Source organism: Delftia sp. CH05 (assembly GCF_009827015.1).
GTDB lineage: Bacteria > Pseudomonadota > Gammaproteobacteria > Burkholderiales > Burkholderiaceae_C > Comamonas > Comamonas tsuruhatensis.
Genome location: NZ_WUMG01000052.1, coordinates 1 through 26,428, shown reverse-complemented (window position 1 = coordinate 26,428; position 26,428 = coordinate 1). Strand labels below are relative to the sequence as shown.

26 protein-coding genes are annotated in these 26,428 nt (G+C 67.7%); 13 read left to right on the top strand and 13 right to left on the bottom strand.

What is annotated here, in order from left to right:
* Positions 1-15: 15 nt before the first annotated feature.
* Positions 16-429, top strand: coding sequence for a diacylglycerol kinase (locus GRX31_RS26265; protein WP_016447420.1), 414 nt, complete (start codon positions 16-18; stop codon positions 427-429).
* Positions 426-1,019 (top strand): TIGR00730 family Rossman fold protein, encoded by a 594-nt coding sequence (locus GRX31_RS26260; RefSeq protein ID WP_016451364.1) that lies wholly within the window; start codon positions 426-428, stop codon positions 1,017-1,019. Before GRX31_RS26265 ends, GRX31_RS26260 begins: the two co-directional genes overlap by 4 nt.
* Before the next feature lie 88 nt (positions 1,020-1,107).
* Here the strand turns inward: GRX31_RS26260 and GRX31_RS26255 are convergent, their stop codons facing one another.
* Positions 1,108-1,446, bottom strand: coding sequence for a P-II family nitrogen regulator (locus GRX31_RS26255; protein WP_012206673.1), 339 nt, complete (start codon positions 1,444-1,446; stop codon positions 1,108-1,110).
* Positions 1,447-1,517: 71 nt separating this feature from the next.
* Positions 1,518-3,167, bottom strand: coding sequence for an NAD+ synthase (locus tag GRX31_RS26250; protein ID WP_074921395.1), 1,650 nt, complete (start codon positions 3,165-3,167; stop codon positions 1,518-1,520).
* A gap of 86 nt (positions 3,168-3,253) precedes the next feature.
* Between GRX31_RS26250 and GRX31_RS26245 the strand changes: the two genes are divergently transcribed.
* A complete protein-coding gene (locus GRX31_RS26245) occupies positions 3,254-4,471 on the top strand; it encodes a GNAT family N-acetyltransferase (protein ID WP_016447423.1) in 1,218 nt (405 codons plus the stop codon).
* Between the two features lie 3 nt (positions 4,472-4,474).
* On the opposite strand, the gene GRX31_RS26240 is transcribed toward GRX31_RS26245, so the two are convergent.
* The 4 genes from GRX31_RS26240 to GRX31_RS26225 form a co-directional block, all read right to left on the bottom strand.
* A complete protein-coding gene (locus tag GRX31_RS26240; RefSeq protein ID WP_160855581.1) occupies positions 4,475-6,301 on the bottom strand; it encodes a methyl-accepting chemotaxis protein in 1,827 nt (608 codons plus the stop codon).
* A 500-nt stretch (positions 6,302-6,801) separates the two neighbouring features.
* Entirely contained in the window at positions 6,802-8,571 is a 1,770-nt protein-coding gene (locus tag GRX31_RS26235; protein WP_160855579.1) for a methyl-accepting chemotaxis protein, read from the bottom strand.
* A gap of 180 nt (positions 8,572-8,751) precedes the next feature.
* Positions 8,752-9,279, bottom strand: coding sequence for an inorganic diphosphatase (ppa, locus tag GRX31_RS26230; protein WP_013801496.1), 528 nt, complete (start codon positions 9,277-9,279; stop codon positions 8,752-8,754).
* 147 nt (positions 9,280-9,426) lie between these two features.
* A complete protein-coding gene (locus GRX31_RS26225; RefSeq protein ID WP_016447426.1) occupies positions 9,427-9,969 on the bottom strand; it encodes an Mpo1 family 2-hydroxy fatty acid dioxygenase in 543 nt (180 codons plus the stop codon).
* Between the two features lie 62 nt (positions 9,970-10,031).
* On the opposite strand from GRX31_RS26225, the gene GRX31_RS26220 reads away from it, so the two are divergent.
* The 9 genes from GRX31_RS26220 to GRX31_RS26180 all read left to right on the top strand — a co-directional run bounded on the left by GRX31_RS26220 (position 10,032) and on the right by GRX31_RS26180 (position 18,301).
* Positions 10,032-10,871 carry a Crp/Fnr family transcriptional regulator gene (locus tag GRX31_RS26220; protein ID WP_160855577.1) on the top strand — a complete coding sequence of 280 codons (840 nt, stop codon included), beginning with the start codon at positions 10,032-10,034 and terminating at the stop codon, positions 10,869-10,871.
* 61 nt (positions 10,872-10,932) lie between these two features.
* Positions 10,933-12,366 carry an aldehyde dehydrogenase family protein gene (locus GRX31_RS26215; protein WP_016447428.1) on the top strand — a complete coding sequence of 478 codons (1,434 nt, stop codon included), beginning with the start codon at positions 10,933-10,935 and terminating at the stop codon, positions 12,364-12,366.
* A 73-nt stretch (positions 12,367-12,439) separates the two neighbouring features.
* Complete coding sequence (locus tag GRX31_RS26210) at positions 12,440-13,039, top strand: DUF2889 domain-containing protein (protein ID WP_017407387.1); 600 nt, start codon at positions 12,440-12,442, stop codon at positions 13,037-13,039.
* 24 nt (positions 13,040-13,063) lie between these two features.
* The gene (locus GRX31_RS26205; protein ID WP_016447430.1) at positions 13,064-13,849 is read left to right on the top strand and encodes an SDR family oxidoreductase; all 786 of its coding nucleotides are present in this window, start codon (positions 13,064-13,066) and stop codon (positions 13,847-13,849) included.
* Between the two features lie 65 nt (positions 13,850-13,914).
* Positions 13,915-15,051: a GTP 3',8-cyclase MoaA gene (moaA, locus tag GRX31_RS26200; RefSeq protein ID WP_016447431.1), complete on the top strand. Its 1,137-nt coding sequence runs from the start codon at positions 13,915-13,917 to the stop codon at positions 15,049-15,051.
* A 62-nt stretch (positions 15,052-15,113) separates the two neighbouring features.
* Positions 15,114-15,809, top strand: coding sequence for a molybdenum cofactor guanylyltransferase MobA (mobA, locus tag GRX31_RS26195; protein ID WP_016451355.1), 696 nt, complete (start codon positions 15,114-15,116; stop codon positions 15,807-15,809).
* A gap of 29 nt (positions 15,810-15,838) precedes the next feature.
* The gene (moeA, locus tag GRX31_RS26190) at positions 15,839-17,176 is read left to right on the top strand and encodes a molybdopterin molybdotransferase MoeA (protein WP_160855575.1); all 1,338 of its coding nucleotides are present in this window, start codon (positions 15,839-15,841) and stop codon (positions 17,174-17,176) included.
* A 14-nt stretch (positions 17,177-17,190) separates the two neighbouring features.
* Positions 17,191-17,523 (top strand): thioredoxin family protein, encoded by a 333-nt coding sequence (locus GRX31_RS26185; RefSeq protein WP_160855573.1) that lies wholly within the window; start codon positions 17,191-17,193, stop codon positions 17,521-17,523.
* A 46-nt stretch (positions 17,524-17,569) separates the two neighbouring features.
* Entirely contained in the window at positions 17,570-18,301 is a 732-nt protein-coding gene (locus tag GRX31_RS26180; protein WP_223275354.1) for a TetR/AcrR family transcriptional regulator, read from the top strand.
* A 47-nt stretch (positions 18,302-18,348) separates the two neighbouring features.
* Here GRX31_RS26180 and GRX31_RS26175 read toward each other — a convergent pair whose 3' ends face one another.
* The 7 genes from GRX31_RS26175 to GRX31_RS26145 all read right to left on the bottom strand — a co-directional run bounded on the left by GRX31_RS26175 (position 18,349) and on the right by GRX31_RS26145 (position 25,524).
* Entirely contained in the window at positions 18,349-19,326 is a 978-nt protein-coding gene (locus tag GRX31_RS26175; protein WP_202396724.1) for a Bug family tripartite tricarboxylate transporter substrate binding protein, read from the bottom strand.
* Positions 19,327-19,380: 54 nt separating this feature from the next.
* Entirely contained in the window at positions 19,381-20,202 is an 822-nt protein-coding gene (locus GRX31_RS26170) for a TauD/TfdA dioxygenase family protein (protein ID WP_016451352.1), read from the bottom strand.
* A 41-nt stretch (positions 20,203-20,243) separates the two neighbouring features.
* Positions 20,244-22,487 (bottom strand): xanthine dehydrogenase family protein molybdopterin-binding subunit, encoded by a 2,244-nt coding sequence (locus GRX31_RS26165; protein ID WP_160855571.1) that lies wholly within the window; start codon positions 22,485-22,487, stop codon positions 20,244-20,246.
* The gene (locus tag GRX31_RS26160; protein ID WP_017404538.1) at positions 22,465-22,911 is read right to left on the bottom strand and encodes a (2Fe-2S)-binding protein; all 447 of its coding nucleotides are present in this window, start codon (positions 22,909-22,911) and stop codon (positions 22,465-22,467) included. Before GRX31_RS26160 ends, GRX31_RS26165 begins: the two co-directional genes overlap by 23 nt.
* Positions 22,912-22,962: 51 nt before the next feature.
* Positions 22,963-24,048, bottom strand: coding sequence for a porin (locus GRX31_RS26155; protein ID WP_034365538.1), 1,086 nt, complete (start codon positions 24,046-24,048; stop codon positions 22,963-22,965).
* Between the two features lie 223 nt (positions 24,049-24,271).
* Positions 24,272-24,718 (bottom strand): ribonuclease HI, encoded by a 447-nt coding sequence (gene rnhA / locus GRX31_RS26150; protein ID WP_016447441.1) that lies wholly within the window; start codon positions 24,716-24,718, stop codon positions 24,272-24,274.
* The gene (locus GRX31_RS26145) at positions 24,715-25,524 is read right to left on the bottom strand and encodes a class I SAM-dependent methyltransferase (RefSeq protein ID WP_160855587.1); all 810 of its coding nucleotides are present in this window, start codon (positions 25,522-25,524) and stop codon (positions 24,715-24,717) included. Before GRX31_RS26145 ends, rnhA begins: the two co-directional genes overlap by 4 nt.
* A gap of 19 nt (positions 25,525-25,543) precedes the next feature.
* Between GRX31_RS26145 and gloB the strand changes: the two genes are divergently transcribed.
* On the top strand, positions 25,544-26,317 hold the full coding sequence (gene gloB, locus GRX31_RS26140; RefSeq protein ID WP_047326767.1) for a hydroxyacylglutathione hydrolase: 774 nt from the start codon (positions 25,544-25,546) through the stop codon (positions 26,315-26,317).
* Positions 26,318-26,428: the final 111 nt, after the last annotated feature.

Below are 26,428 nucleotides of genomic sequence, written 5' to 3'. Positions count from 1 at the left end.
CCTACACTCCCCAGCATGCCCGCCGCTTCACCCAAGTCCAACGACAGCACGCCTGTCAATCCCCAGAAAAGCCGCACGGGCCTGAACCGTGTCTGGCACGCTGCGGGTTATTCGCTGTCCGGCCTTCGTGCCGGATGGAATGAGAAAGCCTTCCGCCAGGAAGCGCTGGCCGCCATCGTGCTGATCCCTGCCGCCTTCTGGCTGGGACGCAGCTGGATCGAGGTCTCGCTGCTGGCGGGCACGGTCTTGCTGGTGCTGATCGTGGAATTGCTCAACAGCGGCATCGAGGCCGTGGTCGATCGCATAGGCCCCGAATGGCACGCCCTGTCCAAGCAAGCCAAGGACATGGGCAGCGCCGCCGTGCTGCTGGCGCTGCTGCTGTGCACGGGTGTCTGGCTGGCGGCTCTCTATCAACGGTTCATTGCATGACAAATCCCACGTTTTCCATTTGTGTGTATTGCGGCTCGCGCCCCGGCGACCAGCCCGGATTCATCGAGGCCGCCCGCGCCACCGGCCGCTGGATTGGCGAGCACGGCGGCCAGTTGGTCTACGGCGGCGGGCGCAGCGGCCTGATGGGCGAGGTGGCCGAGGCCACGCGGCAGGCCGGTGGCCGCGTCGTGGGAGTGATCCCGCAGGCGCTGGTGGACAAGGAGCTGGCCAACCATGCCTGCGACGAACTGCACATCGTCCAGACCATGCACGAGCGCAAGGCCATGATGGCCGAGCGCAGCGATGCCTTCGTCGCCCTGCCCGGCGGCATAGGCACCTTCGAGGAATTGTTCGAGGTCTGGACCTGGCGCCAGCTGCGCTACCACGACAAGCCCATCGGCCTGCTCAATGTGGACGGCTACTACGACAGCATGCTGCAGTTCCTGCAGACCTGCGTGGGCCATGGCTTCATGGGCGAGTGGCAGATGGGACTGATAGAAAGCGGCAGCGACATCCCCTCACTGCTGCAATCCCTGGTGCAGAACGCCGGCACGGGCCTGGAAACGGCCCCCTTGCGCGCCGTGATCTGAAACGGAAACGGCCACCCGTTCAGGGGTGGCCGCTGGAATCCGGATGTCGAGCCCAGGGCGCCGCGTGCGCCCTGCACTGCTGCCAGGTTCAGATGGCTCCGTCGTCGAGTTCGCCGGTACGGATGCGCACCACGCGCTCCACGGCGGTGACGAAGATCTTCCCGTCACCGATCTTGCCTGTGCGGGCCACGTTGACGATGGCATCCACGCAGCGGTCCACGTCTTCCGTGCGGACTACCACCTCGATCTTCACCTTGGGCAGGAAGTCCACCACGTACTCGGCGCCACGGTAGAGCTCGGTATGGCCCTTCTGGCGACCAAAGCCCTTGACCTCGGTGACGGTCAGGCCGTTGACGCCGCAGTCGGCCAGTGCCTCGCGGACCTCTTCCAGCTTGAACGGCTTGATGATGGCGGTGATCATTTTCATGGGGTGAACTCCTCAGTGCATGCAATACGGGGCAAGACGGCTGGCCAGGAAACCCCGCCGCCTCAGGTGCTTCAAGCGCGAAAGCGGTTGGTGATCGGGTAGCGCCAGTCCTTGCCGAAGCTGCGGCGCGTCAGCCGCGGCCCCACGGGCGCCTGGCGGCGTTTGTATTCGTTGATCTGGATGAGGCGCGTCACTCGCTCCACATCGGCGCCGGCATATCCGTCGGCCACGATGGAGGCGATGCTTTCGTTATTTTCCATGTATCGGCGCACGATGGCGTCGAGCACCTCATAAGCGGGCAGGCTGTCCTGGTCTTTCTGGTCCGGGCGCAGTTCGGCGCTGGGCGGGCGCGTGATGATGCGATCCGGAATGGGGTCCAGCCCCATGCCGAACGGATCGTTGGCATTGCGCCAGCGCGCCAGCGCAAAAACCTCGGTCTTGAGCACGTCCTTGATCACGGCAAAGCCGCCGGCCATGTCGCCATAGAGCGTGCAGTAGCCGGTGGACATCTCGCTCTTGTTGCCGGTGGTCAGCACCACGGAGCCGAACTTGTTGGACAGGCCCATCAGCAAGGTGCCGCGGATGCGGGCCTGCAGGTTCTCTTCGGTCGTGTCCTCGGCGCGGCCCGCGAAGGCCGGGGCCAGGGCGGCCTTGAAGGCCTCGAACTGGGGCGCGATGGAGATTTCGTCATAGCGCACGCCCACACGCTCGGCCATGTCGCGCGCATCGATCCAGCTGATGTCCGCCGTATAGGGCGAAGGCATCATCACCGTGTGCACCTTGTCCGCGCCCAGCGCATCGACCGCAATCGCCAGCACCAGGGCCGAGTCGATCCCGCCCGACAGGCCCAGCAGCGCGCCGGGGAAACGGTTCTTGCCCACGTAGTCGCGCACGGCCAGCACCAGGGCGGACCACAGCGCCGGCAGGTGCTCCACCGGTGGCTGCACATCGGCGGCCAGCGTCAGTTCCTGCGCGCCGGCACGCACTTCCACCAACGGCAGCGCCTCGGCAAAGGCCGCCGCGCGTGCGGCAATGCTGCCGTCGGCGTGCACGGCAAAAGAGCTGCCATCGAAGACAATTTCATCCTGGCCACCGACCAGATGTGCGTAGACCAGGGGCAGGCCGGTCTCACGCGCACGTGCAGCCAGCGTGGCTTCACGTTCGGCCTGCTTGCCCTCATGAAAGGGCGAAGCATTGATCACGGCCAGCAATTGCGCACCCGCCGCGGCAGCCGCGCTTGCCGGCCCGGGATGCCAGGCGTCCTCGCAGATCAGCAAGCCCACGCGAACTGCCTGGACCTCGACCACGCAAGGCGACTGGCCGGCCACAAAGTAGCGCTGCTCGTCGAACACGCCGTAGTTGGGCAGGCATTGCTTGGCGTAGCTGCATTCCACGCGCCCGTCGCGCAGCACGCTGGCTGCATTGCGCAACGCGCCACCAGCGCCGGGGTCGCGCCAGGGATGGCCCAGCACCAGCGCCAGGCCCGGCCATTGCGCGGTCTCCAGCGCCAGCTGCTGCACGGCCTGATCGCAGGCGTCCAGAAAGGCGGGACGCAGATAGAGATCTTCGGCCGCATAGCCGCACAGGGCAAGCTCGGGAGTCAGCAGCAAGCGCGCTCCCGTGGCATAAGCTTCACGGGCTGCGGCAATGATTTTCTGGACATTGCCGGGCAGATCGCCCACGACAAAGTTGAGCTGGGCAGTGCAGATGGAGAGCGTCATGGAATGCAATGGAGCCAACAGGGCCGACAAGGCCACCCCACAGCGCAAGGCGGCAGCGCGCGTCACACGGGCCTGCAAGGAATGGCATGGCTGAAACCGCAATTATCACCCGCGTGCTGGACAGCGTGCAGCAGCTCGATGCCCAGGCCTGGAATGCGCTGCTGGCATCGCAGGCTGCGCCCACCCCCTTCATGCGCCACGAGTACCTGAGCGCGCTGGAATCCAGCGGCAGCGCCGTGCCGCAAACCGGCTGGGCCGCCCGCGTGGTCACGCTCTGGCAGGGCGGCGAGCTGGTCGCCGCCTGCCCGGTCTACGCCAAGGCGCATTCCTATGGCGAGTACGTGTTCGACTTTGCCTGGGCGCGCGCCTACGCCCAGCATGGGCTGGATTACTACCCCAAGGGCGTGCTCGCCGTGCCTTTCACGCCTGTGCCGGGCAGCCGGCTGCTGGCACGCACGCCGCTGCTGCGTGCGGCCCTGGTGCGCGCCGTGCGCGAATGGGCCCAGGCGCAGCAGCTGTCTTCCCTGCATTTGCTGTTCAGCGATGCCGAGGATCTGGCAGCCTGCGACGCCGACGGCTGGATGCAGCGCAGCACCGTGCAGTTCCACTGGAGCAACCAGAACGCCGGGGGCGCGGGCCACCGGGACTTCGACCACTTTCTGTCCACGCTGAACCAGGAAAAGCGCAAGAAGATTCGCCAGGAACGGCGCAAGGTGCACGAGGCCGGCGTGCGCTTTCGAGCAGTGCACGGCCCCGACATGAGCGCCCAGGACTGGGCCTTCTTCTATCGCTGCCACGAACGCACCTATCTGGAACACGGCAACGCCCCGTACCTCCAGCCGGCCTTCTTCGAGGCCATGGCGCACCAGATGCCCGAGAACTGGCTGATGTTCGTCGCCGAGCGCGACGGCCAACCCATGGCCTGCAGCCTGATCGCACTCGATGCGGCAGCCGCACGGCTTTCGGCCGGCAGCTGCGACCGCGACACGCCGCAGATCCCGCAGGGCACGGCCTACGGCCGCTACTGGGGCGCGCTGGAGCGCGTGGACTGCCTGCATTTCGAGGCCTGCTACTACCAGCCTATCGCCTGGTGCATAGAACGCGGGATTGCGCACTTCGAGGGAGGCGCCCAGGGCGAGCACAAGATGGCGCGGGCGCTGCTGCCCGTGGTGACGCCCAGCGCCCACTGGATTGCCCACCCGTCCTTCGCCGACGCCATCTCGCGCTTTCTGGACCGCGAAGGCGAAGGCATGGCCGGCTACCTGCAGGAGCTGCAGGCGCACAGCCCGCTGCGCCAGGACTGAGGCTCAGAAGGTTTCCCAGTCGTCATCGCCCTGACCGGGCTGGCGCGGAGCCGGCTTGCCTGTTGCTGCGGGCCCAGGGCGTGGCTGGATGGGAGGCGTGGCATCGCGCTCAAGCCGGCGGGCCAGTGTCTCGCCACCCGCTGCAGCACCGCCGCCTCCCAAGGCCGCAGGCCGTGCGGGGCTGGCCGGCGGGTTCGGCCGGACAGGCTGCGCTGCGGCGCGTGGCGCGGCGCCGGCCTGCGCCACCATCCTGTTGGGCACATGCGCATGGCTGTCCATGGCACCGCGCGGCAGCTGGAACACGGCCACGGCCTCGACCAGGTCCTGCGCCTGCTTGCGCAGCGAGGCAGCGGCGGCCGCGCTTTCCTCGACCAGGGCAGCGTTTTGCTGCGTGGTCTGGTCCATTTGCGTGACGGCTTCGCTGACCTGGGCGACGCCGGAGCTCTGCTCGGTACTGGCCGCGCTGATCTCGCCCATGATGTCGGTGACCTGGCCGATGGCAGCCACCACTTCGGTCATGGTCGTGCCTGCGCGGTCCACCAGTTGCGAGCCCTGCTCCACACGCTCCACGCTGGCCGTGATCAGCGCCTTGATTTCCTTGGCCGCCTCGGCGCTGCGCTGCGCCAGCGAGCGCACCTCGCCCGCGACCACGGCAAAGCCCCGGCCCTGCTCACCGGCACGCGCAGCCTCCACCGCGGCATTGAGCGCGAGGATGTTGGTCTGAAAGGCAATGCCGTCGATCACGCCGATGATGTCGCCGATGCGCCGGCTGCTGTCATTGATGCCCTTCATGGTTTCCACGGCCTCGGCCACCACGTCGCCGCCGCGGCGCGCAACGCTCGATGCATTGAGCGCCAGCTGATTGGCCTGGCGTGCGTTGTCGGCGTTCTGGCGCACGGTGGAGCCCAGCTCTTCCATGGATGCCGCCGTCTGCTCCAGCGCGCTGGCCTGCTCTTCCGTGCGGCTGGACAGGTCGGCATTGCCGGAGGCAATCTGCGCGCTGGCCGAGGCCACGCCTTCGGCGTTCTGGCGCACGCTGCGCACGGTCTGCACCAGGCTCGATTGCATGCGCTGCAGCGCGCCCAGCAGCAGGCCGGTTTCGTCATGGCGGTCGATGTGAATGGTCCCGCCCAGATCGCCATTGGCCACGCGGTCTGCGGCATCGACCGCATGGGCCAGCGGCGTGCGGATGGAGCGCGTCAGCCACAGCCCGGCCAGCACGGCCAGCAGCACGGCGGCCAGCGCCGCCACGCTGAGGACGACGACCGAGCGCCCATAGACAGCCTCGGCATTGCGGCTTTCCTGCACGGCCGCATCGCTATTGAGCTTGACCAGCAGATCCAGCGTGTTCGACGAATCGTTGTAGAGCTTCAGCGACTCGCCGCCCAGCACGGCCTGGGCCTTTTCCTTTTCGCCCTGGCGTGACAGCGCCAGCACCTGCTGGCTCAGTTGCTGGTAGCGCTCGCGTTCCTGGAGCAGTTGGGCGTAGAGCCTTCGCTCTTCGTCGGAGGACAGCAGCGGCTCATAGACCTTCTTGCGCTCTGCCAGGCGGCGCTGCAGTTGCTCCAGCTGCTTTTCCGAATCGGTCTTGTAGGCAGCATCATCATTGTTGACGTGGCGCACCTCCAGCAAACGGGCACGCACGACATCGGTGCCTATCTGGTTGATCACTTCCACGCTGGGCACGACATTGCCGGCAATGACTTCCATGCTGGTGCGCATGGAGCGCAGTTGCACCAGGGCCGCGGCCACCACGGCCAGCAGCAGCAGCACCAGCAGGCCGAAGGTGCCCAGCATGCGCGTTGAAATCTTGAGGTTTTTCACATTCATCTCTCTTGTAGAGGTCCCGTCATCTTGTTGCGTCTTGCTCTGTCTCGCGCCATGGGCAGGCTATCAGCCAGGCCCGGCGCGAACCTTGCAGAAACAGGCCAGCCGCACCGGCCGATGGCAGCTGGCAGGCAAGGCTTGGAGAGGGGGAGGACGGGACCCCGCGGGAGCGCGGTCTGCTGGATGGCCGATGGCCGCCAGGCCAGGCGGCCATGAGAACAAGGTAATCATGGGATATCCCTTCGTTCCGAGCGAACGAGGCCAGGAGCGGCCGTTCCTCAATCTGTAAGAATAGGACTACATCTATTTACATTCTGCCAGTATCCAAGCATTGTTCAGGACAAGTTCAGGTACTTGCAGTAGGCAGAAACCTTCACTGGAGGATTTGCGCCACAGCCTCCTGCCACCCGGCGTGCGCAAGCTCAACGCAGCACGCAAAAAGAAAGCGGCCCCATGCAGGGCATGGGGCCGCCAGAGGATGGGGCGCAGCTGCGGGCAAGGCCTCAGAACGCGGCCCACTCCTCGTCGTCGGCGGTCGCGGTCCTGCTGACCTGGGCTGGCGTGGCATGTTTCGCTGGCCGGGCTGCGATGGGCGCCAGGACCGGCGGTGATGCCAAAGGGGCGGCCGCCGTTGCGCGCGGCGCCGCCACGGCCGCCTTGGCGGCCTCAGCCACCTCGGGGACCGCTGTCGAGTCTCCCGGCGCCGTGCGAAACACCGATACCGATGCCACCATGGCCCGCGCCTGCTGCTGCAGCGACTGGGCAGCGGCCGCACTTTGCTCGACCAGGGCGGCGTTCTGCTGGGTGGCCTGGTCCATTTGCGTGATGGCATCGCCCACCTGGGCCACGCCCGCGCTCTGCTCGCTGCTGGCGGCGCTGATCTCGCCCATGATGTCGGTCACGCGCCGGATGGCGGCGACGATTTCGAACATGGTCTCGCCGGCCTTGTCCACCAGCTGCGTGCCCTGCTCCACACGCTGCTCGCTGGCCTGGATCAAGGCCTTGATCTCCTTGGCCGCCTCGGCACTGCGCTGGGCCAGCGTGCGCACCTCGCCGGCCACCACGGCAAAGCCCCGGCCCTGCTCGCCAGCGCGGGCCGCCTCCACGGCGGCGTTCAGCGCCAGGATATTGGTCTGGAAGGCAATGCCGTCGATCACGCCGATGATGTCGGCGATCTGGCGGCTGCTGTCGTTGATGCCCTTCATGGTGTCCACCACCTGGGCCACAACCTCGCCGCCACGCGCGGCAATGCCCGAGGCGGAGGCGGCCATCTGGTTGGCCTGGCGCGCGTTGTCCGCGTTCTGGCGCACGGTGGCGCCCAGCTGCTCCATGGAGGCTGCGGTTTCTTCCAGAGCACTGGCCTGGCTTTCGGTGCGCGCCGACAGGTCCGCATTGCCCTGGGCGATCTCGCCAGCGGCCAGCGCCACGCCGTGCGCATTGCCGCGCACATCGCCCACCAGCTCGGCGAGCTTGCGGCGCATGTCCTCCTGTGCGTTGATGAGCTGGCCCATTTCATCCCGGCGCCGGCTGGTGACCGGCTTTTCCAGATGGCCGGCCGCCACATTGCGCGCCACGGCCACGGCCTGGGCCACCGGGCCGGTGACAGCACGCGTGATGGCCCAGCCCACCAGGGCCGCAATCGCCACCACCGCGGCCAGCGTGCCCAGCACCCAGATGCGGGCGAGGTCAAAGCCTGCCTGCGCCTGCTGCCGCGCCTGCTCGCCCGCCTCGCGCTGCAGGGTCAGCAGGCGGCCGGCGCTTTCGGCCAGCTTGCCGAACTGCGCCTCGGACTCGCCGGCGAACATCAACCCCATCTCGTCGGCCATGAAGGCCTGCTCCTCGGTGGTGGAATAGTTGCCGGCGCGCGCACGCTCCAGCAATCGCGCATGCATGGCCAGGAACTGCTGCTTGAAGCCGAGGTAGTCGTCGAAGGCCGCGCGCAGGGCCTGCTGGTCGATCAGCGAACGCAGGGCCGTCTCATGCTCGCCAATGGTCTGCAGCCGGTCCTGCACCTGCTTGGCAAAGCCATCGACCTCGGCCAGGCTGCGCGCGGAGGCAATGCCGGCCTCGTGGCGGCGCAGGCGGTTGTATTCGGATCGCATGGCGCCCGCATGGAACATGCTGGGCAGGGCCACATCCGACAAATGCAATGCGTTGCGGTGCATCTGCGCCAGTTGCAACCAGGCTACCGCCCCCAGAACCGCCGAGAACAGGACCATGATGAGGAATCCCATGCCCAGCTTCGTGCCCATGCGCCAATCTGCCACCTTCATTTGCTCGCTCCCGGGCCGATGTCCCCATCAGCGCCTGATTGATCTGTCCAAACCCTGATCCATGACAAAACAAAAAACGCACCCGGCGCCTAGGCACCGGGTGCGTTTCAAATTGTATCAACTGCGAAGCGGGCATTTACCTCAGCGCAGTTGAGACTCCCTCGACGGGAGTGAAAGGGATCAGCCCTTGTAGTTGGCGATGCCGTCCACGACTTCCTTCTTGGCCTCGTCCACGCCCTTCCAGCCCAGAACCTTGACCCACTTGCCCTTTTCCAGGTCCTTGTAGTGCTCGAAGAAATGCTGGATCTGCTTGAGGGTGATCTCGTGGATGTCTTCCAGCGTGTTGATCTTGTCGTAGGCGGGCAGCAGCTTTTGCGTGGGCACGGCCAGGACCTTGCCATCCACGCCGGACTCGTCTTCCATGAGCAGGATGCCGATGGGGCGGCAGGCCACGACCACGCCCGGGGGCAGCGGGAAGGGCGTCATCACCAGCACGTCCACCGGATCGCCGTCGCCGGACAGCGTCTGGGGCACATAGCCGTAGTTGGCCGGGTAGTGCATGGCCGTGCCCATGAAGCGGTCCACGAAGACGGCGCCGCTTTCCTTGTCCACTTCGTACTTGATGGGATCGGAGTTGGCCGAGATCTCGATCACGACGTTGAAGGATTCAGGAGCGTTCTTGCCCGGTGTGACTTTGTCGAAAGACATGATGGATAAGCAGAGTTGAAACGAAAGAGCCCCCGCAGGGGATAGCAGCGTGATTTTAGGCGCAGGCACACGCCCCCACGGATGGCTCCGCAGGAACGCCCGCCATGCTAAGGGCGCAAGCCTGCGCCAAGCTTGCAGCGCCCGGTCTCAGGCGTGTGCCCCGCCCGCGCGCCGGCGCACGGGGCCGCTGCGCTGCTCCACCGCATGCTGCACTTCGCGGCGCAGGCCCAGTACAAAGCCCAGCTCGGCCAGCACGAACAGGGGTCCGATGACCAGGCCCAGGATGTCGTCCAGGAAGGCTGGCTTGCGGCCCTCGTAGTAGTGACCCACGAACTGGATCACCCAGCCCACGGCAAAGATGCCCAGCCCCCATCCCAGCCAAGCCCCCAACGGCAGCATGGCGATGGGCTGTGCCAAGGCCAGCATCAGGGCAAGCACCACAGCCATGGCAATGCCGTAGCGCAGGTCCAGCAAACAGTAGTAGATGCCTGCCGCCAGCGCCGCCAGCAAGGCCAGGCTCAGCGGCAGGGCAGGCAGGCCGTCGCCCAATGGCATCGCCCATTGCAGACGTGCCAGCAGGATCACCACGGCCCACATGATCAGCGGCACGCCAAAGAAGTGCGTGAGGATGTTGCGTGGATCACGGTGATAGTCCGCGTACTGGGACAGTTGGTCGATGAGGGTTTTCATAGGCTGCACCGGCAGTGGATGTTGCGCAACCATGGTGGTGTCATCAAGGATTGGCGTCTGTCATGGATCCGACACAAGCCTCATCGCACACCTCGGGCTTACCCGCACCGGCAGCTCCGGCAGCCACGGCAACTGTCGCCGCCACGCGCGGCGTACGGCGCCGCGCAGTGGCCGGTCCACCGGGCATGGCCGATCTCTGGGCCACCGTCGAGGCAGGCCGCTGGTTCCACGCCCTGCCGCCAGAGCTGGCCGCGCAGCTCAAGGCACTGGCCCAGCCCCGCACGCTGGCAGCAGGCGACTGGCTGTTTCGCCGGGGCGACCCGCCCTGCGGGCTGTACGCGGTGGCGCGTGGCGCCCTCAGCATCTCGGGCACGGCCGCCTGCGGCGAGCAGGCCCGCACGGCGCTGCTGGCCCTGGTGGAGCCGCCGATGTGGCTGGGAGAGATTGCCCTGTTCGATGGCGCACAACGCACGCACGACGCCCAGGCCGCCACGGCCTGCATCGTGCTTCACGTGCCCCAGGCACCGCTGATGGAGTGGCTGGCCGCCCACCCCGGACACTGGCAAGCGCTGGCGTTGCTGCTGACGGACAAGCTGCGCGTGTGCCTGGTGGCGCTGGAAGAGCACACGCTGCTGCCGGCCCCCCAGCGCCTGGCGCGGCGCCTGGTGCGCATGGCCGAAGGCTTTGACCAGTGGCAGCCCGACGGTCAAGGCCGCCAGCGCTGGCGGCGCGAGTTGGATGTGTCCCAGGAGCAGCTGGCGCGCATGCTGGGCCTGTCACGCCAGACCACCAACCAGATCCTGCAAGAGCTGCAACTGGCCGGCTGCCTGCAGTTGCGGCGCGGCAAGATGGAGGTGCTGGACCGCCAAGGCCTGCGCGACGCGGGCTGGCCTGCGCAGTAGGCAGGCGCGCTGCAACGCCCGGGACTGGACAAGCGTCCCGGGCGCCCCACAATCGGGCTCCATGCAATACCACCACATCGGCAATGCGTCCGTGCCTACGGAATCGGGACGCACGATCCCCGTGCTGGACCCGTCGGACGGGCAGGCTTTCGACGAGCTCCAACGCGGCTCGCCCCAGGACATCGACCTGGCCGTGCGCTCTGCGCGCGAATGCCAGGACAGCGTCTGGAGCAAGCTCTCGGCCGCCGAACGCGGGCGCCTGCTGATGCGCCTGTCGGGCAGCGTGCTGCAGCATGCCGATGAACTCACGGCCATCGAGCAGCGCGACTGCGGCAAGCCCACGCGCCAGGCCCGCGCCGATGCGCTGGCGCTGGCGCGCTACTTCGAGTTCTATGCAGGCGCCTGCGACAAGCTGCACGGCGAGACCCTGCCCTACCAGCAAGGCTACAGCGCCCTGACCTGGCGCGAACCCCACGGAGTGACCGGCCATATCGTCCCCTGGAACTATCCCATGCAGATCCTGGGCCGCAGCGTGGGCGCGGCGCTGGCCGCGGGCAATACCTGCGTGGTCAAGCCCTCGGAAGACGCCTGCCTGTCCGTGCTGCGCGTGGCGCGGCTGGCCACCGAGGTCGGCTTTCCGGCAGGCGCCTTCAACGTGGTCACCGGCCTGGGGCACGAGGTGGGCGAGGCCCTGGCGCGCCATCCAGGAGTGGACCACCTGAGCTTCACGGGCAGCCCCGGCGTGGGCACGCTGATCCAGCAGGCTGCGGCCGAACGGCACTGCCCCGTCACGCTGGAGCTGGGCGGCAAGAGTCCGCAGATCGTGTTCGCGGATGCGGACCTGGACGCCGCCGTGCCGGCCATCGTCAACGCCATCGTGCAGAACGCCGGCCAGACCTGCTCGGCAGGCTCGCGCGTGCTGATCGACTCGCTGATCTACGAGCCGCTGCTCGAACGCCTGGGCCAGGCCTTCGAGGCGCTGCGCGTGGGTCCGGCCGCCATGGACCTGGACCTGGGTCCGCTGATCCGCGCCAGCCAGCAGCAGCGTGTCTGGGATTTCCTGTCCGACGCCCAGGTGGCAGGCATTGCCGTGGTGGCGCAGGGCCAGATCGTGGAGCATGCGCCCGACAGCGGCTTCTACCAGGCGCCCACCCTGCTGCGCGACGTGCCACCCGAGCACCGGCTGGCGCAGGAAGAGATCTTCGGCCCCGTGCTCTGCGCCATGCCCTTCCATGACGAGGACCATGCCGTGCAACTGGCCAACGGCACGGCCTACGGCCTGGTGGCCGGCCTGTGGACCCGTGACGGCGCGCGCCAGCTGCGCCTGGCGCGGCGCCTGCGCTGCGGCCAGGTCTTCGTCAACAACTACGGGGCGGGTGGCGGCGTGGAGCTGCCCTTCGGCGGCGTCAAGTCCAGCGGCCATGGCCGCGAAAAGGGCTTCGAGGCGCTCTATGGCTTCACCACGCTGAAGACCGTCGCCATACGGCATGGCTGATCCTGGCGCATGACGGAAAATCGCAAGGTGCCCGGCGCCAGCCGGCCGCACGCGACAGAAAGAAGAATTCCCCATGCCCTTGTCTCCCGTTCCCGACCGCACGCCCCAGCATGAACGCGACGTGCGCTACCGCAGCTACGCCCGCGCCGATGGCCTCTGGGACATCGAAGGCGAGCTGCGCGACAGCAAGACCCATGACATCGAACTGAGCGGCGGCCGCCACATGCCGGCCGGCACGGCCATACACCACATGTGGATACGCACCACGGTCGATGCCCGCCTGGCGGTGCAGGCCATCGAGGTCGTCATGGACTCCCATCCGCTGGGCCACTGCCCCGAGGCCACGCGGGCCCTGCAGAAAATGGTCGGCTGCAGCATGGCGCGCGGATGGCGCAAGGCCATCAACGAGAACCTGGGCGGCGTGGCCAGCTGCACGCATCTGCGCGAGCTGCTGTTCAACATGGCCACGGCCGCCTTCCAGTCCGTGCCCGGCGTCTTTGGCGATGCCGACCCCAACCAGCCGCCACGCCACCTGGGCCAATGCCTGGGCTGGGACTTCAATGGCCCCGGCGTGGCGCGCTACTACCCGCAGTTCGTGGGCTGGCAGCCTGGCACAGGCGGCGTGGCCCCGACCCCGGCGACCACAGCAACCACCGAAACCCAGGGGGCCTGACCCCCGACCGAGGAGCAAAGCCCGATGCGTGTCCAGGACAAATCCATCATCGTCACAGGCGCCGGCAGCGGCATAGGAGCCGGCATCGCCATGCGGCTGGCCGCCGAAGGCGCGCATATCGTCGTCAACGACATCGACCGCGAGGCCGGCACGCGCGTGGCACAGGCCATCAACGCCGTGGGCGGCCGCGCGCTCTATGTGCAGGCGGACATGACGCAGGGCGAACAGGTCAAGGCCCTGGTGGCCGCCACGCTGCAGGCCCACGGCCGGCTCGATGTCTTCGTCAACAACGCGGGCTGGACGCACCGCAACCGTCCCATGCTCGAAGTCAGCGAGGCCGAGTTCGACCGGGTCTATGCCATCAACGTCAAGAGCATTTATCTCTCGGCCATCCACGGCGTGCCGGCCATGCGCGCCAATCCGCCGATGGCCGATGGCCGCCCCGGCGGCGGCAGCTTCATCAACATCGCCTCCACGGCAGGCCTGCGCCCGCGCCCGGGGCTGACCTGGTACAACGGCTCCAAGGGCGCCGTCATCGTGACCAGCAAGTCCATGGCCGCGGAACTGGGCCCGGAGAACATCCGCGTCAACTGCATCAACCCCGTCTTCAACCCCGACACAGGCCTGGCCGCCGAGTTTGCCGGCGGCCCCGTGGACGAGGAGCGCCGCGCGCGCTTTCGCGCGACGATTCCGCTGGGCCGCTTTTCCACGGCGCTGGACGTGGCCAATGCCGCGCTGTATCTGGCCAGCGACGAGGCGGCCTTCATCAGCGGCACCTGCATCGAGGTGGACGGAGCGCGCTGCGTCTAGACGCAGATCAAGATCTGCAGGCTTGCGCAGAGCCTGGACATAGGCATTCGGGCAAAATCGCGGGCATGGCAGAACGAGTGATCCCCCTGGTCGACGAGCGCGCCCCCACGCGCCCGGCCACCGTGCCAAGACTGCTGCAGGCGCCCACCGGCGATCTGCGTGACAGGCTTGGCCGGCCGCTGCGCGACCTGCGCATCAGCATCACCGACCGCTGCAACTTCCGCTGCAGCTACTGCATGCCCAAGGAAGTCTTCGACAAGAACTACCGCTACCTGCCGCACGGCTCGCTGCTGAGCTTCGAGGAGATCACGCGCACGGCCCGCCTGTTCGTGCAGCATGGCGTGCGCAAGATCCGCCTGACCGGCGGCGAGCCGCTGCTGCGCAAGAACGTGGAAACGCTGGTGGAGCAGCTGTCTGCCCTGCGCACGCCCGACGGCCATCCGCTGGACCTGACGCTGACCACCAACGGCTCGCTGCTGGCGCGCAAGGCCCGGGCGCTCAAGGCGGCCGGCCTGAACCGCGTCACCGTCAGCCTGGACGGGCTGGACGACGCGGTGTTCCGCAGCATGAACGACGTGGACTTCCCGGTCTCCGACGTGCTGGCCGGCATCGAGGCGGCCCAGGCGGCAGGCCTGGGCAACATCAAGGTCAACATGGTGGTCAAGCGCGGCACCAACGAGGACCAGATCCTGCCCATGGCGCGCCACTTCCAGGGCACGGGCGTGACCTTGCGCTTCATCGAATACATGGACGTGGGCGCGACCAACGGCTGGCGCATGAACGAGGTCCTGCCCTCCGACGAAGTCATCGCCCGGCTGCGCGCCGAGCTGCCCCTGGTGCCGCTGCAGGCCAGCAGCCTGGGCGAGACCGCCGTGCGCTGGGGATATGCCGATGCGCAGGGCCTGCACGATCCCTCGCTGGGCGAGGTCGGCGTGATCAGCAGCGTCACCCACGCCTTTTGCGGCGACTGCAACCGTGCGCGCCTGTCCACCGAGGGCCGGCTGTACCTGTGCCTGTTCGCCTCCGAAGGCTGGGACCTGCGCAGCCTGCTGCGCAGCGGCGCCAGCGACGAGGAAGTGGCAGCCGCGCTGGCCCCCATCTGGCAGCAGCGCACCGACCGCTATTCCGAACTGCGCGCCAGCCTGCCGTCCAGCACGGACACGCAGCGCAGGCGCATAGAGATGAGCTACATCGGCGGCTGAGCCCGCGCGTCGCGCGCGGCTCCCTTTCCCTTTCCCCTCGGTTTCTCCATCACAAGCCACACATGCCCGTTTCCTCCCTGCCCGACACCCTGCCCTTGAGCGACATCACGGGCTGCGTGCTGGCAGGCGGGCGCGGCATGCGCATGGGCGGCATCGACAAGGGCCTGCAGCCCTTTCTGGGCCAGCCGCTGGCAGCCCATGCGCTGGACCGCCTTGCGCCCCAGGTCGGGCATCTGATGCTCAACGCCAATCGCCATGCCGAGGCCTATGCGCAACTGGGCGCCCCCTATGGCGCCCCGGTCTGGCCCGATGCCGAACCCGACTACCCCGGCCCGCTGGCCGGCTTTCTGAGCGGCCTCACCCATTGCCAGACACCCTGGCTGGTCTGCGTGCCCTGCGACACGCCGCTGTTCCCCCAGGACCTTGTACAGCGGCTCGCGCAGGCTGCGCTGGCGCAGCAGCCTGCGGCCGACATCGTCGTCGCCCATGGCTGGGAACGCTCGCTTGATACAGATCAATCCAGGCTGCGGGCCCAGCCCGTGTTCTGCCTGATGCGGTCATCGCTGCGTGATAGCCTGCAGTCCTTCATACGTTCGGGCGGCCGCAAGATCGATGCCTGGACGGGCCAGCACCGCTGCGCCACCGCCCTCTTCGATCGCGCGGACGACAGCCCGCTGGCCTTTGCCAACGCCAACACGCAGCAGGAGCTGCAGGCCCTGGCGCAGGCCGCGGCCTGTGTGCCCGTGACGCCGCCGTGACCGGCCTTGCCCCACCGGATTCCGTTCTGATGACCGCCACCTTCCAGCCCGCCTCCGCCCCCATCGCCTCCGCCCAGGACCTGAGCGTTGATCAGGCACTGTCCCAGCTGGCCAGCCTGCTGCAGCCCCTGGGCCCGGTGGCGGATGTGGAAACACTGGCGCTGGCCGACGCGCTGGACCGCATGCTGGCCGAAGACATCGTCTCCCCCATCGACGTGCCCGCACATGACAACGCCGCCATGGATGGCTATGCCTTCGACGGCAGCCAGCTGCAGGCCGGCGCCCAGCTGGTGCTGCGCGTGGTCGGCCAAGCCCTGGCCGGCAAGCCCTGGCATGGCACGGTGCGGGCGGGCGAGTGCATCAAGATCATGACGGGCGCCGTGCTGCCGCCCGGTCTGGACACGGTGATCGCGCACGAACGCACCGAGCCCGCCGATGCGGCCTCGCCCGACCATGTACGCATCCCCGCCGGCAGCGTGCGCACCGGAGACAACCGCCGCAGGCGCGGCGAGGATCTGAGCCAGGGCTGCGTGGCGCTGGCGGCGGGCCAGCGCCTGCATCCGGCAGCCCTGGGCCTGATCGCCAGCCTGGGCCAGTCTCAGGTGCATGTTCGCAGGCGGCTGCGCGTGGCCTATTTCTCCACGGGCGATGAAATCCTGCACCCCGGCACGGCGCTGCGCGAAGGGGCGGTCTACGACAGCAACCGCTTCAGCCTCATCGGCCTGCTGCAGCGCATGGGCGTCAAGGTGTTGGACCTGGGCGTGGTGGCCGACCAGCCCGAAGCCTTGCAGGAGCGCCTGCGCGAAGCCGCCTCCCTGGCCGACGTGGTGCTGACCAGCGGCGGCATCAGCGCGGGCGAGGCCGACCATACGCGCGCCATGCTGCAACGCATGGGCAGCGTTCATTTCTGGCGCCTGGCCATGCGGCCGGGCCGGCCGCTGGCCGTGGGCCTGTTGCAGCCCGATGCGGGCACGCCATTTGCCGCCAGCCGGCCACCGGCACGCACCACGGTACTGATCGGCCTGCCCGGCAATCCCGTGGCTGCCATGGTGAGCTTTCTGGTCTTTGTACGACCGGCGCTGCTGCAGCTCATGGGCACCGCCGCCGTGGACGGTGAACCGACCGCCCTGCCCCAGGCTGTGGCTGCGCAGGCCCTGTCCAAGCGGCCCGGCCGCACCGAGTACCAGCGCGGGATTCTGTCCAAGGGCGCCGATGGCCGCTGCATGGTGCGCACCACGGGGCCGCAGGGCTCGGGCGTACTCAGTTCCATGGCCGAGGCCGACTGCCTCATCGTGCTCGAACATGAGCGCGCTGCCGTGCAAGCCGGCGAAACCGTGTCCATCCTGCCGCTGCAGGCCTTTCCCTGACAGGAGATTGCCCCATGCCCTTCCAGTCCAAGCACCTGACCGACGCCCCCGATCGCAGCACCGTCGATACGCGGCCCGGCGCTACCTTGCTGGAGTTCGGCACCGCCTGGTGCGGCCACTGCCAGCGCGCGCAACCGCTGATTGCCCAGGCGCTGGATGCCGCCCCGCAGGTGGCCCACATCAAGGTGGAAGACGGCCCCGGCAGGGCCCTGGGACGCAGCTACCGCGTCAAGCTCTGGCCCACCCTGGTCTTTCTGCGTGACGGGCAGGAGGTGCAAAGGCTGGTGCGGCCCCAGCAGGCCCGCGAGATCGAGGACGCGCTGGCCCGCATCACCGCCCAACCCTGACACTTGCGGCGCAGCCGCTGCCTGTGTATCGCCGACAATGGCCCGCATGCCGTCCCAAAAGAAGCCTGCCGATTCCGCGCCCAAGAAGCCCCGCCGCAACAGCGGCCGCCCGCTGGCTGACGATGCCGTCGGCCGGGACATCATCCTGCAGACCACGGTCAACCTGCTCAAGACCCGCACGCCGGAGCAACTGAGCATTCTGGAAATCGCGGCGGCGGCCGGCGTCACGCGGGCGCTGGTGCGCTACTACTTCAGCAGCCTCAAGGGACTGCTGCAGGAAGTGACGGAGTCCCTGATGCGCGAGTTGCAAAACCGCATGGAAGTGGCGCTCAGGACGCAGGGCACGGTGGAAGAGCGCGTCTACCAGCGCCTGCTGCTGCGGCTGGATTTCATGCGCGAGCACCCGCAGTTCGAGCGGCTGGCGCTGTCCGAGATCTACCACTATGAAAGCGAAGAAGAGCCTCCGCCCTCGGGCACGCCGCTGCAGCGCATCACGCGGCGCGGGCTGGAGCTGACCTCGACCATGCTGATGGACGGAGCGCAGGCCAGCCACCCGGCACAGGTGGACCCGCGCTTCATCCACCTGGCCATCCTCAGCATTTCGGCCTTCCTGCCCACGGCACGGCCGCTGCTGGCCGAACTGTTCGGGGAAGGGCCGCAGGCAGACCAGCAGGTCGAGCACTATCTGCGCTTCATGTCCCACCTGCTGGCCGAGCGCATCAGGCAGGATGCGCCGGCGCAAGACCACCCACCACACCCGGGCCACCACCCGGATTGACTTGCGCCGGCGCCCGCTGCTCCCTCCTTTCGTCCGGTGCGCCGCCCTCAGTCGGACTGTATGCCCAGCTCCTTGACCAGCCGCCCGAAGCGCTCGAAGTCGCTGGCATTGGTCTTGCCCAGGCGATGCGGCGGGCCGCCCACAGGGACGGTTCCCAGCGTGGCCATGCGTGCCACCACGTCGGGCATCTTGAGGACCTCGTTCAGGTGCGTATTCAGCAGCCTGACCACGTCGGCAGGCATGTTCCGGGGGCCGAACAGGCCGTACCAGGCCGTCAGCTCCACGTCCTTGTAGCCCAGCTCGGCCAGCGTGGGCACGTCAGGCGCAAGCGGCGAGCGCTGGGCGTCGGCCACGGCCAGCGCCACGAGCTTGCCGCCGGGCAGGTAGGGCGCGATGGAGCCCAGCGTGCTGTAGGTGAAGGGCACATGGCCGCCCACCACGTCCGTGACCGCAGGCGCCACGCCCTTGTAGGGGATGGACTCGAAGCGGGCGCCCGTGGCGCGCCGGACCATCTCGCCCAGAAAGTGCATGGGCGAGCCATTGCCCGGGGTGGCGTAGCCCAGCGAACGGCCCTGGCTCGCGGACACGGCCTCCTTGAGCGTGCGCACGCCCGCGCCGGGTCCGGCGACAAGGAACAGCGATGTGGAGCCGACCTCGATCACGGGCGTGAATCCGTTGAGCACGTCATATCCGTGGCCTGCGCCCAGCTTGAGCACCAGCTGGGCCATCGCAAAGGTATTGGGCGCCAGCAGCAGCGTATAGCCATCGGCCGGCGCCTTGGCCACATAGCTGCTGCCGATGGTGCCGCTGGCGCCTGCGCGGTTGTCCACAAGCACCGACTGTCCGATGCGGGCCGACAGCTTCTCGCCCAGCAGGCGCGCCAGCGCATCGGTGTCACCGCCTGCGGGATAGGCCACGACGATGGTGACGGGCTTGTGGGGATAGGCCTGCGCCTGGGCAGGACCGGCCAGCAGGGCCATGGCCAGGGCCATGCCTAGGGCAAGCGTTTTGCGTTTCGCTTTCATGGGATGGGCTTTCATCGTGGGTTTTGTCATTTTCAGCAAAGGCCGGGGCCGGGCTCACGCCTGGCGTATCGCCACGCGGTGCATGCGCCGCGCTGCGGGGTGGTAGTCGTTGACCGCGTAGTGCTGCGTGGCCAGGTTGTCCCAGATGGCCACCGAGCCCTTGCGCCAGCGAAAGCGCACCTGCCACTCAGGCACCTTGGCCAGGCCGCTGAGCATGGCGATCAGCGCCGCGCTCTCGTCGCTGGTCACGCCCTCGATGTGCGTGGTGTAGAGCGAGTTCACAAAGGCCACGGGCAGGCAGGTCACCGGGTGCACCAGGACCACGGGCTGCTCCAGCGGCGGATGCTTGAGGCGCGTGGCCCGATAGGCCTCGCCCGAGGGATCGCGGCGCATCAGGCTTTGCCTCAGGGCCGGCGCCTCCCAGTTGTGGGTGGCGCGCAGCGTGCGCAGATAGGCCTGCAGCTCGGGCGCCAGCGAAGCAAAGGCCGTGGTCATGCTGGCCCACATGGTGTCGCCGCCCGTGGGCGGCACGTCCACGGCGTAGAGGCAGGCACCGGCGGGCGGCTTGGTCTGCCAGGTCAGGTCGGCATGCCAGATGTCGGTGCCGGTGCGCGTGCCCTGGCTGATCAGCAGCTCGACATGGGGATCGTCCGGGTGCGAGGGAAAGGTGGAGGACACGGGCTCGACCTTGCCGAACACCTGGGCCACGCGCACCTGCTGCGCAGGGTCCAGCGTCTGGTCGCGGAAGAAGATGACCTGGCGCTCGGCCAGCAGCTTGCGCAGCGCGTCCGCATGGTCATGCACCTGCGCCGGGTCCGAGAGATCGATGCCGTATATCTCCGATCCTATGCACGGGGTGATGTGTTCGACTTGCATGAAATTCCTTTTCTCAAAAAAAGCCGGGGTTGGGGTGGTGATCAGGTGGACGCGATGTCCTGCGGCAGCGGCATGGAGCGGAACCGGCGGCCCGTGGCATGGAACATGGCCGTGGCCACGGCAGGCGCCGTGGGGCCCAGGGCCACTTCGCCGCAGCCCTGGGGCGGCCGGTCGCTTTCGACCAGGACCACCTCCACGCGGGGCATTTCGGACAGTTGCAGCAGCGGGTAGTCGTGGAAGTTGCTTTGCTGTACCGCGCCCTTGTCGAAGTCCAGCCGGCTCTTGAAGGTGTTGGTCAGCGCAAAGCCGATGCCGCCTTCCACATTGGCCTTGACCAGGCCCGGATTGACCACGCGGCCTGCATCAATGGCGCAGATGGCACGCTCCAGCCGCACGCGGCCTTGCACAACACGCAATTCCATGACCAGTGCGACGAAGGTCTGGAAGCTCTCGCCCCGCCCCGTGTAGACGTTGAAGGTCATGGCGCGGTGCAGGCCTGCCGGCGCGGGCTGCTCCCAGCGCGCGGCGCGCGCCGCCGCATCCAGCACGCCCAGCGCCAGCGGCTGGCCGGCCAGCAGGCGGCGCCGGTACTGGTAGTCGTCCACGCCTGCGGTGTGGGCGAGTTCGCTGATGAAGCTCTCCAGGAAGAACACGCTGGACGTGGTGCCCACGCTGCGCAGGTAGCTCAGCGGTATGGGCTGCTGCACGTCCACGGCATCCACCAGCAGGTTGGGCACGCCGTAGATCAGGTCGTAGATGGACTCGACCATGGTCTCGTCCCAGCCGCCGGCATCGGCCATCTTCTTGGGGTTGATGGCCCCGTACAGCGACTGGCCCGAGATGCGCGCATGCAGAGCGGCCGGCATGCCGTCGGCGCCGAGCACGGCGCTCAAGCGCCCCGATGCGCCGGGCCGGTAGTAGGAATGCCGTATGTCGTCCTCGCGCGAGCGGATGACCTTGACGGGCCGGCCCACGGCCTTGGACGCCGCCGCCGCATGCAGGGCGAAGTCGGGCATGTACTTGCGCCCGAAGCTGCCGCCCAGGAACGTGGTGTGCACGATCACCTTGTCTGCAGGCACGCCGCAGGCCTTGCCGAGTTCGCCACGCAGGAAGTCCTGGCCCTGGTACGGCCCCCAGGTCTCGACCTCGCCGTCGCGCACATGCACGGTGGCGGCCAGCGGCTCCATGGTGGCGTGCGTGATGTAGGGCGAGTGGTAGTCGGCCGTGATGGTCTTGCCGGCCGCCAGCACTTCACGCGGCTTGCCCAGGCTGCGGGCCACGACAGCCTTGTCGTTCGACAAGCCTGCGACGAACTGCGCATGGATGCGCTCGCTGTCCACGGCTGCCGCCGCGCCGGCGTCGAATTCGATGTCCAGCGCATCGGCAGCCTGCTTGGCAATCCAGTACGAATCGGCCACCACGACCACGGTGCTGGGCTCGGGGTCGGGCCACTGCGTGGTGCGCACGACGGCATGCACGCCGGGGCGCGCGCGCACCTCTGCCTCGTTGCGGATGCGCACGATGCGCCCCGTCACGCTGGGCGCCATGCGCACGGCGCCGATCAGCATGCCGGGCACCTCGACATCGATGCCGAACACCGCGCTGCCGTCGACCTTGGAAGGCGTATCTACACGGCGCAGGTTGCGGCCGATCAGGCCCTGCTCGGAAGCCGACTTCATGCGCGGCCGCGCGGCCAGGGGCAGCCTGGAGGCATCAGCCACGATCTCGCCATACCCCACGCTGCGGCCCGTCGCGGGGTGCAGCACGCGGCCGGCACGCGTCATGCACTGGGAGGCACGCACACCCAGGCGGCTTGCGCCGGCGCGCAGCAGCACATCGCGCGCCTGGGCGCCGGCCAGGCGCATGCGTTCATAGAAATAGTTCATCGACATCGACGCACCCACGAACTGCTGGAACGGCATCTCGCCCGCATCGTTGCGGTAGGCGTCGCGCCCCGTGACGAAGCGCACGGTCACGCTGGCCCAGTCGGCATCCAGTTCATCGGCCAGCACCTGGGGCAGGCCTGTGTAGATACCCTGGCCGACCTCGCACTGCGAAACGCCGATCACCACCTGGCCCGAAGGCTCGATCCAGACCCAGTCGCCGATGGCTGCTGCCGCCGCCGCACCGGCTGCCGGCGGCGCGGCCTGCGCCAGCGGAATCAGCAGGCTGCCTGCAGCAGGCGCCACCAGCAGCGCAGCGGCGCTCTGGAGCAGGTGCCTGCGCCGCAGCGAGATGGCCGAATCGGCCACGCGGCCCCGTTCATTGCTTGGACGCTGCGGCATGGATGGCCTCCCGGATGCGGTGGTAGGTGGCGCAGCGGCACAGATTGGTCATGGCCTCGTCGATCTGCGCATCGGTGGGCTGCGGATGGGCCTTGAGCAGTGCGGCAGCGGCCATGACCATGCCGGACTGGCAGTAGCCGCACTGCGGCACGTCCTTGTCCATCCAGGCCTTCTGGATGGGGTGGGAGCGGTTGCTGGACAGTCCTTCGATGGTCGTTACCGCCTTGCCGCCCACCGTCGAGACGGGCAGCACGCAGGAACGCACGGGCTCGCCATCGACATGGACCGTGCAGGCCCCGCACATGCTGATGCCGCAGCCGAACTTGGTGCCCGGCAGCTTGAAGTGGTCACGCAGCACCCACAGCAAGGGGGTCTGCCCGTCGCCGTCAAAGGCCACGCTTCGGGAATTGAGGGTGAATTTCATCGTGGGGTCTCCAATGCGCCCGCATCGACCGGGCTGCATGTCTCATGCCTCTCAGAACGAGTGGTGTATGCCTGCCGCAATCACGGTCTGCGTGCGCCCGCTGGCAACGCCCACGGAATTCATCGCCGCCACGCCATCGGAGGCGCGCTGGTGCGTGACCGAGGCATGCAACTGCGTGCGCTTGGAGAAGGCGTAGCGCGCGCCCAGGTGGACCTGGTTCCACTTCGTCTGCTCGAAACGGCTGAAGGAGTAGCCGGTGTTGATGGTCACCGCCTGGCTGGTCTGCCAGGCAAGGCCCAGGTCGAGCGCGCTCATGTGGCTGGAGGCTGCGCCGTACTTGAGCGTGGAGCGCGTCAGCAGCGCGTTGAGCCGGACCGGAAGCGCATCGAGCTGGTAGCCGCCGCCGATGCCCAGCACCTGGAAGGTATCGAGCACCAGCGGCCGGCCCGCCACCAGGTCCTGGCCCAGCGCGTTCGCCAGGCCCGTGCGCCCGGCGATATCGAAGGCACGGCCACGCGCATCGGTGTAGGCCACGGCCAGATTGAGCTTGGCACTGGAATAGCTGCCCATGACGCTGTAGGTACGGTTGGCCTGCGAGCGGCCCGGCACCTCGCCAAATCCATACTGCGCGCCGAACTGCATACCGCCCATGCGCGGCGTCAGGTAGACCACGGAGTTGTCCACGGGGAACTGGCTGGACAGGCCGTCCAGGTTGCCCGGGTGGTACAGATAGAAGTTGTAGAGCTGGTAGCCATTGCCCCATTGGCTCAGCGTGCCGGCCGTGAAATCGACCTGGCGCCCCAGCCGCAGCGTGCCCAGCGAAGCGCTGTCCAGGCCCACCCAGGAAGCCCGGTTGAAGTAGCTGGTGGGCGAGATCGGCGAGCCGATGTCCGTGAGGAATCCGTTTTCCAGCTGGAACGAGGCCTTCAGGCCGCCCCCCAGGTCCTCGGAGCCGCGCAGGCCCCAAAGGTCAGGCTGGGAGATGGCCGAATCCATGCGCGTGAGCCGGCTCCCTCGCACATCGCTGATCCAGGGCATGGTCAGGTCCATGCTGCCGTACAGCGTCACCGAACTCTGGGCCAGCGCCGCTCCCGCGCCGCCCAGCATCGCCAATGCGGCAATTGCTTTGTATTTCATCGCAAGGCTCTTTCATCGTGAGATGGTTTAAAAATTCCACAAGTGGCAATTTCAAACACCACGCCACGGAAGATGCCTGGCAGGGCGCACATTAATTTCCACTTATGGAAATATTAGCCGCACCCATCGAGTCCTGTGTCTGGGGTTTTCATCTACCGCGTTTGAGGTAGTCCTCGGGAAGAGGAGCAAGGGACAGGCATTGCACCTGTCCCGCACAAGGCGTTCAGCGTCCCAGCGCCTGATCCACGCCCATGTTGGCCAGCGCGTCGGCGCGCTCGTTGCCGGGATCGCCCGCATGGCCCTTGACCCAGCGCCAGTCGATGCGGTGCCCGCCACCCTGCACCAGGGCGTCCAGCCGCTGCCACAGCTCCACGTTCTTGACGGGCTCCTTGGAGGCCGTCTTCCAGCCCTTGGCCTTCCAGCCGTGGATCCACTCGGTGATGCCCTTGAGCACGTACTGGCTGTCGATGTAGAGCACCACGTCGCAGGGCCGCCTGAGCGCAGACAGCGCCTCGATCACGGCCATCATCTCCATGCGATTGTTGGTGGTGTTCAGCTCGCCGCCGAACAGCTCCTTCCTGGCGCTGCCAGCCTCCAGCACCACGCCCCAGCCACCAGGACCCGGATTGCCCTTGCAGGCACCGTCCGTATAGATAACAACTTGATTCAAAAAAAATCCTTGATATGAATGGCCCGGCCGCCAGGCCGGTTGGAATGCAGATCACCGTCGGGCGCGGCCTGTGCCTGCATGCGACGGGCGACCGGCACCGTGGCGCCCGACACGACCGCGCGGCCGCGCCAGGCAGGCTCCAGCATGCGCGCACCCGGCACACGCTTGACGGCCACCACGCAGTACACACCGCCCAGCATGGGCCAGCCCAGCCGTCCCACGCGGTCCATGAACTGCCAACGGCGCAGCCAGCGATCCGTCTGCACGGCGGGACGATAACAGCCGAATTGCACGGCCTCGATCTCGAAGGCCAGCAATCGCAGCCAGTCGCGCAGCCGCCAGTAACCCACGCCCCAGCCCACATCGGGCAGGTACACGCCACGCTCGGCACGCCGCTGCACGCCCAGCAAACTGGCAGGATTGAGTCCGCACACCACGATGCGGCCTTCAGGCATCAGCACCCTGGCCGCCTCGCGCAGCACGGCATGCGGGTCCGGCGAGGTCTCCAGCGTGTGGGGCATCACGACCAGGTCGAGGCTGGCCTCGGGAAATGGCAGCGCGGCGGGATCGGCCAGCAGCGCCACGGGAACCTCCAGCGGGGCAGCGCCGTCCGCTGGCGCCGCATCCTGCGTGGAATCCAGCGCCAGCCAGCGGTGCGGCATGCGGTTGGCACGCAGCCCCTGGAGCATGGGCATGCCCAGCTGCAGGCTGTGATAGCCGAAAATATCGGCCACCGCCTCGTCGCAGCGCTGCTGCTCCCATTCCAGCAGGTAGTGGCCGAGGGCAGATTGCGTCCAGTGATGCATCCCTATAATTTTGCTGCTCATGAACCTGTTGCCCATTCCTGCTTTTTCCGACAACTACATCTGGCTGCTGCATGACGCCGGGCAGGCCCTGGTCGTCGATCCCGGCGATGCAGCGCCCGTGCTCGCCACGTTGCACCGGCTGGGCCTGCAGCTGCAGGGCATTTTAGTCACCCACCACCATGCCGATCATGTCGGTGGCGTGGCCCAGCTGCACCAGACCACGGGCGCCCAGGTCTGGGGTCCTGCCTACGAGCAGTTGCCCGAACCCGTTCAGCGCGTGCAGGGAGGCGATGCCGTGCAGGCACTGGGCGGCCCCTGGCAGGTCATCGATGTACCAGGCCATACCAGCGGCCACATTGCCTTCTACAGCACGGCGGCACAGGCACAGCCCGTGCTGTTTTGCGGCGACACGCTGTTTTCCGGGGGATGCGGCCGCCTGTTCGAGGGCACTGCGCAGCAGATGCAGCAATCGCTGGACGATCTGGCCTCGCTGCCGGGCAATACACTGGTGTGCTGCGCACATGAGTACACAATGTCCAACCTGCGCTTTGCCCAGGCCGTGGAACCAAACAACGAAACCCTGGCTCACTACCAGCGGCATTGTCAGGCGTTGCGCGAGGCCGGTCGGCCCACGCTGCCATCCCTGATGGAGACCGAGCGCTCCATCAATCCCTTTCTGAGAACGCGCGAATCCGCGGTGGCCGCGGCCGCCGCAGGCTTCGACGCACAGGTGAGACAGCAGGACCCTGCCAGCGTGCTGGCCGGCCTGCGCCAATGGAAAAACGTCTTCTGATGAAACTGCTACACACCCTGCTGCTGGGCAGCCTGCTGGTTCTTGCCGGCTGCGCCACCACCAGCGGCCCGGACTTGGCCGGCACGACGGATACCTCCCCCAGCCCCGCAC

Bases quoted from the DNA above. Each gene is read 5' to 3' on its own strand.
- GRX31_RS26215 (WP_016447428.1), top strand. From the start codon at position 10,933: ATGCAATACCACCACATCGGCAATGCGTCCGTGCCTACGGAATCGGGA.
- GRX31_RS26160 (WP_017404538.1), bottom strand. From the start codon at position 22,911: ATGAAATTCACCCTCAATTCCCGAAGCGTGGCCTTTGACGGCGACGGG.
- moeA (WP_160855575.1), top strand. From the start codon at position 15,839: ATGACCGCCACCTTCCAGCCCGCCTCCGCCCCCATCGCCTCCGCCCAG.
- GRX31_RS26235 (WP_160855579.1), bottom strand. From the start codon at position 8,571: ATGAAGGTGGCAGATTGGCGCATGGGCACGAAGCTGGGCATGGGATTC.
- gloB (WP_047326767.1), top strand. From the start codon at position 25,544: ATGAACCTGTTGCCCATTCCTGCTTTTTCCGACAACTACATCTGGCTG.
- GRX31_RS26205 (WP_016447430.1), top strand. From the start codon at position 13,064: ATGCGTGTCCAGGACAAATCCATCATCGTCACAGGCGCCGGCAGCGGC.
- GRX31_RS26175 (WP_202396724.1), bottom strand. From the start codon at position 19,326: ATGAAAGCGAAACGCAAAACGCTTGCCCTAGGCATGGCCCTGGCCATG.
- GRX31_RS26265 (WP_016447420.1), top strand. From the start codon at position 16: ATGCCCGCCGCTTCACCCAAGTCCAACGACAGCACGCCTGTCAATCCC.
- GRX31_RS26220 (WP_160855577.1), top strand. From the start codon at position 10,032: ATGGATCCGACACAAGCCTCATCGCACACCTCGGGCTTACCCGCACCG.
- mobA (WP_016451355.1), top strand. From the start codon at position 15,114: ATGCCCGTTTCCTCCCTGCCCGACACCCTGCCCTTGAGCGACATCACG.
- GRX31_RS26260 (WP_016451364.1), top strand. From the start codon at position 426: ATGACAAATCCCACGTTTTCCATTTGTGTGTATTGCGGCTCGCGCCCC.
- moaA (WP_016447431.1), top strand. From the start codon at position 13,915: ATGGCAGAACGAGTGATCCCCCTGGTCGACGAGCGCGCCCCCACGCGC.
- GRX31_RS26185 (WP_160855573.1), top strand. From the start codon at position 17,191: ATGCCCTTCCAGTCCAAGCACCTGACCGACGCCCCCGATCGCAGCACC.
- GRX31_RS26250 (WP_074921395.1), bottom strand. From the start codon at position 3,167: ATGACGCTCTCCATCTGCACTGCCCAGCTCAACTTTGTCGTGGGCGAT.
- GRX31_RS26155 (WP_034365538.1), bottom strand. From the start codon at position 24,048: ATGAAATACAAAGCAATTGCCGCATTGGCGATGCTGGGCGGCGCGGGA.
- GRX31_RS26245 (WP_016447423.1), top strand. From the start codon at position 3,254: ATGGCTGAAACCGCAATTATCACCCGCGTGCTGGACAGCGTGCAGCAG.
- GRX31_RS26180 (WP_223275354.1), top strand. From the start codon at position 17,570: ATGCCGTCCCAAAAGAAGCCTGCCGATTCCGCGCCCAAGAAGCCCCGC.
- GRX31_RS26255 (WP_012206673.1), bottom strand. From the start codon at position 1,446: ATGAAAATGATCACCGCCATCATCAAGCCGTTCAAGCTGGAAGAGGTC.
- GRX31_RS26225 (WP_016447426.1), bottom strand. From the start codon at position 9,969: ATGAAAACCCTCATCGACCAACTGTCCCAGTACGCGGACTATCACCGT.
- ppa (WP_013801496.1), bottom strand. From the start codon at position 9,279: ATGTCTTTCGACAAAGTCACACCGGGCAAGAACGCTCCTGAATCCTTC.
- GRX31_RS26210 (WP_017407387.1), top strand. From the start codon at position 12,440: ATGCCCTTGTCTCCCGTTCCCGACCGCACGCCCCAGCATGAACGCGAC.
- GRX31_RS26170 (WP_016451352.1), bottom strand. From the start codon at position 20,202: ATGCAAGTCGAACACATCACCCCGTGCATAGGATCGGAGATATACGGC.
- GRX31_RS26165 (WP_160855571.1), bottom strand. From the start codon at position 22,487: ATGCCGCAGCGTCCAAGCAATGAACGGGGCCGCGTGGCCGATTCGGCC.
- GRX31_RS26240 (WP_160855581.1), bottom strand. From the start codon at position 6,301: ATGAATGTGAAAAACCTCAAGATTTCAACGCGCATGCTGGGCACCTTC.
- GRX31_RS26145 (WP_160855587.1), bottom strand. From the start codon at position 25,524: ATGCATCACTGGACGCAATCTGCCCTCGGCCACTACCTGCTGGAATGG.